This is a genomic window from Amorphus coralli DSM 19760, assembly GCF_000374525.1.
Lineage (GTDB): Bacteria > Pseudomonadota > Alphaproteobacteria > Rhizobiales > Amorphaceae > Amorphus > Amorphus coralli.
Window position 1 is genome coordinate 774306 of the sequence record NZ_KB894571.1, and the last position, 12675, is coordinate 786980.

The 12675-nt window shown below is 66.6% G+C and carries 14 protein-coding genes; 5 read left to right on the plus strand and 9 right to left on the minus strand.

All coding sequences use genetic code 11. From position 1 onward, the window contains the following. Positions 1-4 precede the first annotated feature (4 nt). The 4 genes from C507_RS0107755 (at position 5) to C507_RS0107770 (ending at position 3094) form a co-directional block, all read left to right on the plus strand. Complete coding sequence (locus C507_RS0107755; RefSeq protein WP_018699109.1) at positions 5-469, plus strand: RidA family protein; 465 nt, start codon at positions 5-7, stop codon at positions 467-469. Between the two features lie 20 nt (positions 470-489). Then, positions 490-1242 (plus strand): glycerophosphodiester phosphodiesterase family protein, encoded by a 753-nt coding sequence (locus C507_RS0107760; RefSeq protein WP_018699110.1) that lies wholly within the window; start codon positions 490-492, stop codon positions 1240-1242. A 102-nt stretch (positions 1243-1344) separates the two neighbouring features. Next, entirely contained in the window at positions 1345-2574 is a 1230-nt protein-coding gene (locus tag C507_RS0107765; protein ID WP_018699111.1) for a GNAT family N-acetyltransferase, read from the plus strand. A gap of 91 nt (positions 2575-2665) precedes the next feature. Continuing rightward, a complete protein-coding gene (locus C507_RS0107770) occupies positions 2666-3094 on the plus strand; it encodes an HIT family protein (protein WP_018699112.1) in 429 nt (142 codons plus the stop codon). An 18-nt stretch (positions 3095-3112) separates the two neighbouring features. On the opposite strand, the gene C507_RS0107775 is transcribed toward C507_RS0107770, so the two are convergent. The 5 genes from C507_RS0107775 to C507_RS0107795 form a co-directional block, all read right to left on the minus strand. After that, positions 3113-3466, minus strand: coding sequence for an AzlD domain-containing protein (locus C507_RS0107775; RefSeq protein ID WP_018699113.1), 354 nt, complete (start codon positions 3464-3466; stop codon positions 3113-3115). Further along, positions 3463-4191 carry an AzlC family ABC transporter permease gene (locus C507_RS0107780; RefSeq protein WP_018699114.1) on the minus strand — a complete coding sequence of 243 codons (729 nt, stop codon included), beginning with the start codon at positions 4189-4191 and terminating at the stop codon, positions 3463-3465. The genes C507_RS0107775 and C507_RS0107780 overlap by 4 nt, the downstream gene beginning before the upstream one ends. Before the next feature lie 173 nt (positions 4192-4364). After that, positions 4365-6839 (minus strand): ATP-dependent Clp protease ATP-binding subunit ClpA, encoded by a 2475-nt coding sequence (gene clpA / locus C507_RS0107785; RefSeq protein WP_018699115.1) that lies wholly within the window; start codon positions 6837-6839, stop codon positions 4365-4367. A gap of 9 nt (positions 6840-6848) precedes the next feature. After that, a complete protein-coding gene (gene clpS, locus C507_RS0107790; protein ID WP_018699116.1) occupies positions 6849-7199 on the minus strand; it encodes an ATP-dependent Clp protease adapter ClpS in 351 nt (116 codons plus the stop codon). Between the two features lie 421 nt (positions 7200-7620). Continuing rightward, the gene (locus tag C507_RS0107795) at positions 7621-7956 is read right to left on the minus strand and encodes a phasin family protein (RefSeq protein ID WP_018699117.1); all 336 of its coding nucleotides are present in this window, start codon (positions 7954-7956) and stop codon (positions 7621-7623) included. A 304-nt stretch (positions 7957-8260) separates the two neighbouring features. Between C507_RS0107795 and C507_RS0107800 the strand changes: the two genes are divergently transcribed. After that, on the plus strand, positions 8261-9619 hold the full coding sequence (locus tag C507_RS0107800; protein ID WP_018699118.1) for a D-alanyl-D-alanine carboxypeptidase: 1359 nt from the start codon (positions 8261-8263) through the stop codon (positions 9617-9619). Between the two features lie 119 nt (positions 9620-9738). On the opposite strand, the gene C507_RS23430 is transcribed toward C507_RS0107800, so the two are convergent. The 4 genes from C507_RS23430 to C507_RS0107820 form a co-directional block, all read right to left on the minus strand. Continuing rightward, positions 9739-10452: a DnaJ domain-containing protein gene (locus tag C507_RS23430; protein ID WP_018699119.1), complete on the minus strand. Its 714-nt coding sequence runs from the start codon at positions 10450-10452 to the stop codon at positions 9739-9741. Between the two features lies 1 nt (position 10453). Continuing rightward, positions 10454-11230 carry a vWA domain-containing protein gene (locus C507_RS0107810; protein WP_018699120.1) on the minus strand — a complete coding sequence of 259 codons (777 nt, stop codon included), beginning with the start codon at positions 11228-11230 and terminating at the stop codon, positions 10454-10456. Between the two features lie 51 nt (positions 11231-11281). Beyond that, a complete protein-coding gene (locus C507_RS0107815) occupies positions 11282-11716 on the minus strand; it encodes a DUF1489 family protein (RefSeq protein ID WP_018699121.1) in 435 nt (144 codons plus the stop codon). Between the two features lie 140 nt (positions 11717-11856). Next, positions 11857-12645, minus strand: coding sequence for a hypothetical protein (locus C507_RS0107820; protein WP_018699122.1), 789 nt, complete (start codon positions 12643-12645; stop codon positions 11857-11859). Positions 12646-12675: the final 30 nt, after the last annotated feature.

Genomic DNA, 12675 nt, shown 5'->3' on the forward strand with positions numbered 1-12675 from the left:
TTCCATGACCGACACGATCGAAAGCCGTCTCGCCGGCCTCGGCATCACCCTGCCGACGCCGTCCGTTCCCGCCGCCAACTATGTGCCGTTCGTGAAGACCGGGTCGCTCTTGTTCATCTCCGGCCAGGTGCCGATGGGCCCAGGCGGCCTCGAGCACATCGCCAAGGTCGGCGCCGACTACGGGGTGGCGGAAGCCCAGGCCGCCGCGAAACTGTGCGCCATCAACATCCTCGCCCAGGCGAAGGCCGCCGTGGGCGACCTGGAGACCATCGCCCGGCTGGTCAAGCTGGTCGGCTTCGTGAACTCCACCCCGGACTTCACCGACCAGCCGAAGGTGATCAACGGCGCCTCCGACTTCTTCGTGGAAGCGATGGGCGACAAGGGCAAGCACTCGCGCTCGGCCGTCGGCGTCGCCTCGCTGCCCTTCGGCGTCGCGGTCGAGGTCGAGGCGATCTTCGAGCTCGCTTGAGCCCACGGGGAGGCATCGTCATGGCCGCAGCCCCCTGGCTGACGGAGCAGCCGGTCGCGCACCGCGGGCTCCACGGTGCGCACACCGGGGCAGCAGAGAACGCGCTGTCGTCGGTCGAGGCGGCCCTTGATGGCGGCTATGCCGTCGAGGTCGACCTGCAGCTGTCGGCCGATGGCGTGCCGATGGTGTTCCACGACGATACCCTCGACCGGATGACCGATGCGGAGGGGCCGGTGCGGGCCCGTACGGCCGACGCACTCGGCGCCGTCACCCTGCGCGGCACCGGCGAGCCCATCCCGACGCTGGCCGAGCTGCTTCGCGTCACGGCCGGCCGCACGCCGCTCTTCCTGGAACTGAAAACCGACTGGCGGCGCGAGCGCGAGCCCCTGCTCGCCCGCCGCACCGCCGAAGTGATCGCGGCCTATGCAGGGCCGATCGCGCTGATGTCGTTCGACCCGGAACTGGTCAGCGCCTGCCGGCGCCTGTCACCGGACCGCGCGCACGGCATCGTCGCGCAAGACTGCGCAAATTCGCGCGCTTTCGCGCACCTGTCGGTGATGGAGCGATTTGCGCTGACGCACCTCCTCCACGCGCCGCGCACCCGCCCCGATTTCGTCGCCTACAACATCCACGACCTGCCCAATGCGGCGACGAGCGTGCTCCGGCATGCCTTCAAGCTGCCGCTTCTGACGTGGACGGTGCGAACCGGAGCCGAGCGCGAGAAGGCCGCGCGCTGCACCGACCAGATCATCTTCGAGGGCTTTCGGGCCTGACCAGGCCTTGAGCCTCGGCGGCGAGCCCCTACCCTAAGGGGTCTCCCGAAGCGTCTTTCAGCCGATCCGTCCGCCGTCCGTAGCCGAGTATCGAGCCCGCACATGTCCGCCGAGCCGACCGATCCGTCCGCCCTCGTCCTGCAGGCTGTCGAAGGCGTTTCGGCGGTTGACGCCGACGACTGGAACCGGCTCGCCAACCCTGGCTGGCGCCGCGAGGACGGCGGCCTGCTGGCCGACGGCACGCCGCCTCATCCCTACGACCCGTTCGTCGATCACGATTTTCTCTGCGCCCTGGAGGAGACCGGCTGCGTCGGGCCGGAGGCGGGCTGGTATGCACGACCGCTGCTGATCCGTTCCGCCGACGACACGCTTGTCGCCGCCGCACCGGCCTACCTGAAGACCCATTCCCAGGGCGAGTACGTCTTCGATCACGGCTGGGCCGACGCCTTCGAGCGCGCCGGCGGCCACTACTATCCCAAACTCCAGGTCTCCGTGCCGTTCACGCCGGCGACGGGACCGCGTCTCCTGGTCCGGCCCGGGCAGGACGCAGCGGACCTGCGCCAGCACCTGGCCGAGGGCCTTGTCGCGTTTGCTCACCAGGCCGAGGCCTCGTCGGTCCACGTCACCTTTCTGCGCGAGGATGAGTGGGAGGTACTGGCGGGACGAGGCTACCTGCCGCGCACCGACGTGCAGTTCCACTGGGAGGACAGGGGTTACGGCGATTTCGAGGGCTTCCTGGCGGCTCTGTCGTCGCGCAAGCGCAAGCAGATCCGCCGCGAACGGCGTGACGCGCTGGCGGCCGGCCTCAAGATCGAGTGGGTCACCGGCGACGCCCTCGGCGAGGACCACTGGGACGCATTCTACGGCTTCTACATGGACACCGGCGCTCGCAAATGGGGCCGGCCCTATCTGAACCGTGCCTTCTTCTCGGCGCTGGGCGAGCGCATGGCCGACCGGGTCGCCCTGGTGCTGGCGCGGCGCGACGGCGAGCCGATAGCGGGCGCCCTGAACCTGATCGGCTCCGATACCCTGTTCGGCCGCTACTGGGGCTGCACCGAGGACCACCCCTTCCTCCATTTCGAGATCTGCTACTATCAGGCCATCGACTTCGCCCTGTCGCACGGGCTGACCCGCGTGGAGGCCGGCGCCCAGGGGGAGCACAAGCTGGCGCGGGGATACGAGCCGCACGTCACCCGCTCGGCTCACTACATCCTGCATCCTGGCCTGCGCCGGGCCATCGCCGACTATTTGGAGCATGAGCGCCAGGCCGTGGACCAGGATCGCGTCATCCTTTCGGAGCACGCGCCCTACCGGCGTGGCGACCCCGCCTGAATCGGCAGCCACAAGCGGAACCCGGATAACCCTTCCGGCGCGGCGCGCCTGTGCCTATGGTGTGCCGCAACCGATGACGATGGGAGCCGCCATGAGCACCGAGCCCTACGACGACCAGAACGTTTTCGCGAAGATCCTGCGCGGCGAGCTGCCGGCGATGAAGGTCTACGAGGACGACAAGACGTTCGCCTTCATGGACATCATGCCGCGCTCCGACGGTCACTGCCTGGTGATCCCCAAGGCGCCCTCGCGCAACATTCTCGACATCGGCGCCGACGACCTCGCCGCCGTGATGACGACGACCCAGAAGCTGGCGCGCGCCGCCAAGCAGGCGTTCGCGGCGGACGGCGTGACCGTTCAGCACTTCTGCGAGGGCGCCGGCGGCCAGGTGGTGTTCCACACCCATGTCCACATTCTGCCGCGCTATGAGGGCGTGGCTCTCCGCCCGCACACCGGCGACATGGCCGACCAGGAGATCTTGAAGGACCAGGCGGAGAAGCTCATCGCGGCGCTGGGCTGAGGCGGCGGCTCTAGCAAATCACCCAACGAACCAGGCCGCCACCAGCGCCGCCTCGGCCGCCACGATTCCGGCGGCGAGGTTGCGCCGGCTCGCAAGATAGGCAGCGATGCCGAGCAGGACGGACGCCAGGCGGAAGCTGAGCGGCACGTCCGCCAGCGCCCCTTTTGGAAAGAAGATCAGCTGCGCGATCAGGCCAGACACCAGAGCCGTCGCCACCGACTTGATCCATCGGAAGATTTCGCTGTCTTCCGACAGACGGCCAGCGAACAGGACGCCGAGCCAGCGCCAGACGTGAGTTGGGACCGCGGCGACCAGAAGGATCGTCAGGTAGGGGCCAAGCGCGGCCAGACTGAGGTCTTCCGCCGGGATCATGTACTCCGTCTCCGCACCCGCCCCACGGCATAGGCCACGGTGCCGCCGATGATGCCGGTCCACAGCAGATCAAGCCCGATGCCGGCAGCATAGAGCGCCGGCCCAAGGAGCAGCCCCATCCCCATGGCGACATAGTCGTCGATCACCTTTCCGGCACCGCCGAGTGCCAGCAGAAAGTAGAGCGGGGTGAGCATCAGAAGCGCGGCGGACACCCAGGCGGGGACATGGCCGACGAGCTGATAGGCAACTGTGATGGCGACCAGGTTCGCCACCACCAGCGCCAGTGCGAAGCCGGCAAAATAAGCCAGCCTCACCTGGCGCGGCGTGGACGGCATTTCGGACATGGTGAAGACCCACGACGTCACCGCCACGAAGTGCGACAGGCCGAGAAGCTTGAGCCGGGTAGAGCGTTCGCCCCGCACCACGGGCACCCACGACATCAGCATCGGCAGAAAGCGCATGGACGACAGCGAGACCGCCAGCATCGTCGCGATCCAGCCGGACCCCGATGCAAGCGCACCGACATAGACCACCTGGCCCGGCAACGCCCAGACCGAGAGCGTGATCACCAGGATTTCCGGCAGGCTGAACCCGATGTCGCGCGCCAGCGCCACGAAGCCGATCTGGGCCGTGACCAGGACCGCAGCCGGCACGGAGACAAGCTTGGTGACGCCCTTCAGGAACCAGCGCAGGGAGGTTTCGGCAGCGGGATCGGTGTCGGTCACCGGTGTGCTCTCAGACTGAAGTGGTGTGCTTCAGCCGCTATCACAGTTGGCCGCTTTACCCTACAGCCATCTGACATGGCAGCCATCGGCCGGCGCAACGAAGAAACGCCGGCCCTCGCGGACCGGCGTTTCCATCCTGTCGATGGGGATCGGCGGCAGCGCACCCGATGCCCTTACTGGGTCAGCGGCACCTTAGGAACGAGACTCCCCTTGGAGCGCTTGGCGGAGCCGCCACCCGACCCGGTGCCACCGGACCCCGTGCGGCCGGCGCCGGTCCCACCCGAGCCCGATCCGCCGGAGCCCCTGCCCTTCTTCGGCGCGGCGGCTTTCTTCTTGGGCTTCGCCGGCGGCTTGGCCTTCGCCGTCTCATCGGCGATCGCCTCCAGCGTCAGCTCTTTCTTGCCGTCGGTCACGGCCACGTCGACCTTGACGGTTCCGCCCTTCATCAGCTTGCCGAACAGGACCTCATCGGCCAGCGGCCGCTTGATGTGTTCCTGAATGACGCGCGAGAGCGGCCGGGCGCCCATGCGCTCGTCGTATCCCTCTTCGGCCAACCAGGCGACGGCCGCGTCCGACAGCTCGAAAGTCACGTTCCGATCGGCGAGCTGAGCCTCCAATTCGATGACGAACTTCGTCACGACCTGGTGGATGACCTCGGTCGGCAGGCTGGCGAACGGGATGATCGCGTCCAGCCGGTTGCGGAATTCCGGCGTGAACAGCCGGTTGATCGCCTCCGCATCGTCGCCCTCGCGCTTTGACCGGTTGAAGCCGATCGGCGGCTTGGCCATGTCGGCCGCACCCGCATTGGTCGTCATGATCAGGATGACGTTGCGGAAGTCGATCTGCTTGCCGTTGTGGTCGGTCAGCTTGCCGTGATCCATCACCTGCAGAAGGATGTTGAACAGGTCCGGATGCGCCTTCTCGATCTCGTCGAGAAGCAGCACGCAGTGCGGATGCTGGTCGACACCGTCCGTCAGCAGGCCACCCTGATCGAAGCCGACATAGCCGGGAGGCGCGCCGATCAGGCGCGAAACGGTATGCCGCTCCATGTACTCCGACATGTCGAAGCGCAGAAGCTCCACGCCAAGGGTCGACGACAGCTGACGGGCCACCTCGGTCTTGCCGACGCCAGTCGGACCGGAGAAGAGGTAGTTGCCGATCGGCTTGTTCGGCTCGCGCAGACCCGCCCGGGCCAGCTTGATCGCCGAGGACAGCTTGTCGATCGCTTCGTTCTGGCCATAGACGACCCGCTTCAGGTTCTCGTCGAGATTCCTGAGCGTTTCGGCGTCGTCCTTGGAGACGGACTTTGGCGGGATGCGAGCCATTGTCGCGATGGTCGCCTCGATCTCCTTGACCCCGACGGTCTTACGGCGGCGCCCTTCCGGCAGCAGCATCTGCGACGCACCGGTCTCGTCGATCACGTCGATCGCCTTGTCCGGCAGCTTGCGGTCGTTGATGTAGCGCGCCGACAGCTCCACCGCCGCCTTGATGGCATCGTTGGTGAAGCGGATCGAATGATAGTCCTCGAAATAGGGCTTCAGGCCCTTGAGGATCTCCACCGTGTCTGGCACCGACGGCTCGCTGACGTCGATCTTCTGGAAACGTCGGACGAGCGCCCGGTCCTTCTCGAAGAACTGGCGATACTCCTTGTAGGTGGTCGACCCGATGCAGCGGATCGACCCGGAGGCCAGCGCCGGCTTCAGGAGATTCGACGCATCCATCGCACCGCCGGACGTGGCGCCGGCGCCGATCACCGTGTGGATCTCGTCGATGAACATGATCGCGCCGGGATACTCCTCGATCTCCTTCACGACCTGCTTCAGGCGCTCCTCGAAGTCGCCCCTGTAGCGGGTGCCGGCCAGCAGCGCGCCCATGTCGAGCGCGAAGATGGTGGCATCGGACAGCACCTCCGGCACGTCCTCGTCGACGATGCGCTTGGCAAGGCCTTCCGCGATGGCCGTCTTGCCGACACCGGGATCGCCCACCAGGAGCGGGTTGTTCTTCTGGCGGCGGCAGAGAACCTGGATGGTGCGCCGGATCTCGCTGGCCCGGCCGATCAGCGGGTCGATCTTACCCTTGCCGGCCTTCTCGTTGAGATTGACGCAATAGGCCTCCAGCGCGTCGGTCTTGCGCTTGGCGCGCTCGCCGCCCTCCACGGTGGCCTGGTCCTCGTCGGACCCGCGCGAGGACCGGGGCTCCGACATGCCGGCCCGCTTGGCAATGCCGTGCGAGATGTAGTTCACCGCGTCGTAGCGCGTCATGTCCTGCTCCTGCAGGAAGTACGCGGCATGGCTCTCGCGCTCGGCGAAGATCGCCACCAGCACGTTGGCGCCGGTGACCTCGTCGCGCCCTGAGGACTGGACGTGGATCACCGCACGCTGGATCACGCGCTGGAAACCGGCGGTGGGCTTGGAGTCCTCGCCGGTATCGGTGACGAGGTTGTCGAGTTCGGTATCGACATACTCCACAAGGTCGCGCCTGAGCTTCTCAAGGTCGACGTTGCAGGCGCGCATGACGGCCGCGGCATCCTGATCGTCCACCAGGGCGAGCAGCAGGTGCTCGAGCGTGGCGTATTCCTGATGCCGTTCGTTGGCATAGGAGAGCGCCTGATGCAGCGCTTTTTCGAGGCTACGGGAGAATGATGGCACGAGGGTTCCTCACTTCTTCTCCATGACGCACTGCAAAGGATGCTGGTGCTTGCGCGCGAAATCCATGACCTGGGTCACCTTGGTCTCGGCGACCTCATACGTGTAGACGCCACACTCCCCTACGCCGTGGTGATGGACGTGGAGCATGATGTGCGTCGCCTCGTCGCGCGTCTTCTGGAAAAAACGCTCGAGCACGTGAACCACGAACTCCATCGGCGTGTAATCGTCGTTGAGGAGCAGAACGCGGTACAGGCTCGGGCGCTTCGTCTTTGGGCGCGTGCGCGTAACGACGACGGTCCCGGACCGGTCGTCGCCATCGTCGTTGTCAGAGGCTGCCATCACAATCGGGCTGGTCCGCATGGCGGTCGGTCCGTGGCGACAGTCGGAAATTCGGTCCAGCAAACAGTCGGCTCGTCCGTTTTCGGGATCCCCGCCCCACTCGAATGTGGGTTCGACGAAGGTCCGTCAGAAGTCACATTGTCGGGAGCGTGCCCAGGCGTCGGGCTCGGCATCGCTCCGGTGGAGATTCGCCGCATCGGGGACCGGTCCGGCCTGGAGACAACGCCGGAAGGGCTGGTCCGTTGCGGCTCCTTCGCAGTGCCTTTCATCACGTGATGTAGGAGGCCGTTGGCAACATTGTAAGCCGCTCGCTCGACGGTGCAATGCGGCCGTCTTCCGGAGAGCACATATCCTCCGAAAAACAAGAAGGCCCGGCGCAGACGCACCGGGCCTTCCTGGAATTCCTTCAGACAGCCGCGTGTCGCGACCGGTCGCTCCCGCCTTATTTGGCGGTCGCCTTCGCGACGATATCACCATTGACCTTGTACAGGTCTTGAGCGAGGCCGGAGTAGAGCTCGCCGAGCTTGCCCATTTCCTGCATCATGCCTTCGTAGGACGATTTCACGAAGGACATCTGGGTCTCCACGGCCTGGTCGACACTCGGCGCGCCCATCATCTTCTCCAGCGCGGCGGAGCCTTCCTCGATGCTGCGCTTGGAATAATCGGCCATTTCGGACGCGATCGCCTGGAAGCCGTTCTGCACGGTCCCGAACGACTTCATCGCGGTCTCGAAACCATCCTGGTTCATCTTCTGGATCTGCTCGAAGCCGTTGATCATGGGTCACCTGCTGTCTGATCTGGGGAGGATGGACGCTCGGGAGCGTTCGCAACCACCTTCTCGCGCCGCACAAGGCACGTCAAGATTTCTGTTGCATTGCAACATTCCCGTGAACGCGGGCCGCGCGTTTACGCCCCGATAACCGTCTCCCCATAGGGTGCCTTGTCATCGCACCGGCAACCCCGTCAGAGAAGGGGCGCTGGGCGAGGTGGCATCACGCGTACTCAGTAAAGGTGTTTCGATGCACAGCGGGCGAGTTTCGGCAAACGCGCGACGGGCAGTATGGACCGCCCGGCTGGCAGCAATGGTTCTCGTGGCGGTAGCCAGCCTGGTTTTGTCGATCCATCCGGGCCACGCCAATCCCAAGTTCGCCGCCATTGTCGTCGACGGCGCCTCCGGCAAGGTCCTGCATTCAAGCCACGCGAACGAAACGCGCTATCCGGCGTCGCTGACCAAGGTCATGACGCTCTACATCCTGTTCGAGGAGCTGCGCGCCGGCCGCCTGACGCTGGACAGCCCGATCCCGGTTTCGGCAAACGCTGCCGCAGAGGCGCCCTCGAAGATCGGGTTCAAGCCCGGCCAGACGATCCGTGTGCGCGATGCCATCCGCGCCATGGTGACCAAGTCCGCAAACGACGTGGCCACCGCTGTCGGCGAAAAGATCAGCGGCAGCGAGAAGGCGTTCGCCAAGCGCATGACCCAGACGGCCCGCCGTCTCGGCATGTCGAAGACGACGTATCACAACGCCCACGGCCTGCCGCACAGCCCGCACAACACCACCACGGCGCGCGACCAGGCCGTGCTCGGCATGGCGGTCCAGCGCGATTTCCCGGTCTACTACAGCTACTTCTCGACCCGCTCCTTCACCTACCGCGGCACCGCCTATCGCAACCACAACCGGCTTCTGGGAAGTGTGGACGGCGTCGACGGCATCAAGACCGGCTTCATCAACGCATCGGGCTTCAATCTGCTTTCCTCGGTGAAGCGCGACGGCCGCTACATCGTGGCGGTGGTCATGGGCGGCCGCACCGGCCGGACCCGCAACGAGTACATGACCGGCCTCATCGAGAAGTACATCCCGAAGGCCACCCAGGGTGGCGCGGCGATGCTAGCCCGCAACGTGCCGGTTCCCACTTCGAGGCCGCAAATGCCGGTTGTGCTGGCCAGCGCCAATGGCGTTGCGCAGCGTGCGACCGAACCCGAACCGCAGCGGCTGACGCCGGAGCTCATCGCCGCCTATGCCGCATCGGTGAACGCCGAGGTGACGGCCCAGGGCGACACGGAAGATCCCGTGGACGCAGTGGACGTCGCCGCCTCGGGCACCGCGCCTCGTGCCCTCGCTCTGGTGGAAGAGACACCGGCCGCGGTGGTTGAGACCGCCGGCGCGCCGGAGCCCAACGGAGCCATTCCGAGCGGCTGGCACGTCCAGATCGCCGCCACCGAGAGCGAGAGCGGCGCCCGCTCCCTGCTGCTCGACGCCCAGCGCAAGAACGCGTCCGTTCTCGCCGATCGCCAACTCTACACCGAGAGGGTCGACGTCAACGGCACGACCCTCTACCGCGCCCGCTTCACCGGCTTCTCCTCGAAGTCGGAGGCCTGGGCGGCCTGCACCCAGCTGAAGCGGCACAAGATGTCGTGCTGGGCCTTGAACCCGGCCTCATGAGACCCAGCCGGGCGCCTCGGGCGCCGGCCGGATCCGGAAGGTCTCGAACGACGAACCCTGCGACCGCGAGACCGGCGGCGCACCGTGAACTGGGGGACACCGAGGGGATGAGTAACGTGTCAGTTGTGCCCGCGCAGAAGCCGCTCTTTGGCTTCGTTGATCTTCGACGCAAGGAACGTACTGCCGCCCCGGTCCGGATGGAGCCCCTTCATGAGGCGCCGGTGCGCAGCCCTGATCTCCCCTTCGCTGGCGCCTGGCTGAAGACCAAGGACCTCGTAGGCCTCTTCTTCGCTCAGGGGACCCGTAGCCGCCGCACCGCCCTGCCGCGCACCCGCGTCCTCGTGGACGTCTTCACGCCAACCGGGCGACCGGCGGTCGAGATAAGCTTCGACTAGGACGACACTGTCGGGGTCGGCAGCCACCTCGTTCAAAAGCTCCGACAGCTCCGCTTCCGAGAGGCTGTCCAGCGACCGGCCGGCAAGGCGCCCGGCCCGCACCTCCCCCGCAATCGCCCCGCTGTCGTGATCGAGCTTCAGGTGGAGCCAGTCGGTGGTGACCTCGGAAGCCTGCCCCGCCGAACGGCTTGCGCCACGCGCGCCCCGGCCGAGGCCAGGCATCGAGCCGAGGCCCAGCAGAGAGAGGCTGAAAAACCCGAGCGGGCCGGCCAGCGGCCAGAGGCCACGCACGCCGAGACCGGCGGCAATCAGCAGCAGCACCACGCCGCCCGCGACCCGCAACCGGTGCGCAAGCGCCGCCGGATCGGCGTTGGTGAAGCTGCGGCTTGCGATCACGATGGCCGCAAGCGCCAGCAGACCGAGCAGCAACCAGATCATATCAGCCGAGCTTTCCGATCAGCAGGCGGGCCCCCTCTTCGCCGCGCGCGCTCATGTCGGCAAGCGCCTTGCGGCCGCCGGCGGCGTAGACAGCCACGGCCCTCAGCAACCGACCGAGCTCGTCCGCCGCGTTGCCGCGCAGGGTCAGGTGCGCACCACCCGTCAGCCGGGCGATCTCCGCGAAGGCGCGAGAGGCCTCCGGGTTGTCTCCCTCCTGGAACAAGAAGACCGGGACCTTGAGCAGGCCGAGCTCGCCTGCCCGGGCGCAGAGTTCGTCGATGTTCTCTTCCATCGCGTCGCCCACGTAGACGACGGCCTGGACCTTTTCCTTGCGCGTCTCGTCGATGGCCCTCCGGAGAACCTTTCGGATCTGCGTCAGGCCGCCCCGGCACTGAATTCCGGTCATCAGGTCACGCAGACGGGAGGCCTCGGAGACCCAACGCGAGGCACGGCACTCGTCGAAGCCGCGAAAATAGACGAGCTGGATGTCTAGCCCGCCGATCCGTCCGGCCTCGTCGAACATTTCCGCCTGGATCCGGCAGGCGGAATCCCAGGTCGGCTGGCGGCTCATGGTCGCATCGAGCGCGAACATCAGGCGCCCACGCCGACCGTCCGTGGCCGGCGCCGCCGTCCGGGCCCGCGAGACGAAGGCATCGATCTCGGCGCGGCTGGAGCGCGCAGCCGGCGGCTGGCCCTCCCCGGTGGCCGGAGCGGCTGGGCGATTGGTGCTGGTTCGGGTCGGTCGCTGGTCTTTGCTCACGCCCTTTAGATGGCGCATCCGGACCGGATCGGAAAGCCCTTGGAGCACACGCCGGGGCACCGGGCTGGATCAGAGAAGGCCGAGATCGGCGAGTTCGCGGCGCATCTCCGGGGGCATGTCGCCCTCCGCCTCGCCCGCCGTGTCATCAGCCGGCGCCTCGGCCGCGGAGAGATAGCGCCAGCCCTGGAATGGCCGCCGCGGCGCCATGCGGGTCGGCACCAGGTCCGGCGCCAGCACGATGGCGCAGCGATGAACCCCGTCCGCGTCCGTGAACGCATCGAGCCGGAGGACGGGCTGGCGCACCTGGATGAAGCCGCGGATCACCCAGTAGAGCGAACCGGTGCCGGCGATTTCGTCGCCCCGCTTGGGCGTCATCCGGGTGATATGACGCAGCACCTCCTCCTCGCCGGAGGCGCGGCGCTGCGCCACACGGTCCTCGACGGACCGGCGCAGGTCATCGACGCTGTCGACGCCGACGCAAAGCTTGATCAGGTTGAGCGTCATCGCGCTCGAAACTGGCGCGCGGGACCGGCCGCTTCAAGCCGCCGCCGGCACTTCCCTGGGGACAGGCGGGTCGAGGCGCGCGAAAGCCGTCGTCCCCACGATGCAGCAGCACCGGTCATCCTGAATCGATCGACGATGGATCAGGCGCCCTCGAAGACGCCCTCCTCCTTCATGTTGGCATAGACCCGGTCGAACCAGATCTTCAGGTCGGCCACGCCGGAGGTCGCTTCCCAGATATCGATGCCGAACTTCTCCGCCGCCTCGTCCTCGGTGAGGTTCAGGGCTTCCTCGATGGACACGAAATTCAGCTCCATCAGATGCCACAGCTCGGACGTGCAGCGCGGCAGCTTGATGTAGTGAAGCTGGCGGTTCTCCGCGATCTTGTTGAGCTCCTGCGAGATCTTCAGGTTGGAGAAGCTGCCACCCGCCTCGTTCAGGACGATGTACATGCGCGAGATCGGCATGACGTCCTGGTCGTTGAACTGGCGGACTAGGTCGGCCACGTCATCGATGGCGTGCTTCTCCGCGCGGCAGACCAGCATCACGTCGATGGGCGGCGCCTTGCGGGACTGGAAGATCTGGCTGACGCGGCGTGCCCGCGCCCACTCGATGACCTGGGTGACGACGTTCGCGCCCAGATCGACCACCACGCCGCCTTCCAGCAGGGTTCGGCCGAGCCGGTCCCAGTATTTCAGCGACGCGTTCATGTCGTTCGCCTTCTTGGCGATCGACAGTTCGGCGCCGACACCGAACTCGGTGACACGCTGCGGATACATCTTACCGATCTTGGAGCGGCCGGAGTCATCGACGAAGTCGGCAGAGGCAATGGAATAGTTCGCGCCGGAGCGCTGCAGCCCCAGATAGGCGAGTTGGGCCAGCGTGGTCTTGCCCTGTCCACCGGCGTGCGCCGCACACAAGATCGATCGCATTCCTGCTTCCCTTCCGGCCTTCACCCGAGG

What these genes read in the sequence shown, in the direction of transcription:
- C507_RS0107755 (WP_018699109.1), top strand. Translation starts at nt 5, where the DNA reads ATGACCGACACGATCGAAAGCCGTCTCGCCGGCCTCGGCATCACCCTG.
- C507_RS0107760 (WP_018699110.1), top strand. Translation starts at nt 490, where the DNA reads ATGGCCGCAGCCCCCTGGCTGACGGAGCAGCCGGTCGCGCACCGCGGG.
- C507_RS0107765 (WP_018699111.1), top strand. Translation starts at nt 1,345, where the DNA reads ATGTCCGCCGAGCCGACCGATCCGTCCGCCCTCGTCCTGCAGGCTGTC.
- C507_RS0107770 (WP_018699112.1), top strand. Translation starts at nt 2,666, where the DNA reads ATGAGCACCGAGCCCTACGACGACCAGAACGTTTTCGCGAAGATCCTG.
- C507_RS0107775 (WP_018699113.1), bottom strand. Translation starts at nt 3,466, where the DNA reads ATGATCCCGGCGGAAGACCTCAGTCTGGCCGCGCTTGGCCCCTACCTG.
- clpS (WP_018699116.1), bottom strand. Translation starts at nt 7,199, where the DNA reads ATGCGGACCAGCCCGATTGTGATGGCAGCCTCTGACAACGACGATGGC.
- C507_RS0107795 (WP_018699117.1), bottom strand. Translation starts at nt 7,956, where the DNA reads ATGATCAACGGCTTCGAGCAGATCCAGAAGATGAACCAGGATGGTTTC.
- C507_RS0107800 (WP_018699118.1), top strand. Translation starts at nt 8,261, where the DNA reads ATGGTTCTCGTGGCGGTAGCCAGCCTGGTTTTGTCGATCCATCCGGGC.
- C507_RS23430 (WP_018699119.1), bottom strand. Translation starts at nt 10,452, where the DNA reads ATGATCTGGTTGCTGCTCGGTCTGCTGGCGCTTGCGGCCATCGTGATC.
- C507_RS0107810 (WP_018699120.1), bottom strand. Translation starts at nt 11,230, where the DNA reads ATGCGCCATCTAAAGGGCGTGAGCAAAGACCAGCGACCGACCCGAACC.
- C507_RS0107815 (WP_018699121.1), bottom strand. Translation starts at nt 11,716, where the DNA reads ATGACGCTCAACCTGATCAAGCTTTGCGTCGGCGTCGACAGCGTCGAT.
- C507_RS0107820 (WP_018699122.1), bottom strand. Translation starts at nt 12,645, where the DNA reads ATGCGATCGATCTTGTGTGCGGCGCACGCCGGTGGACAGGGCAAGACC.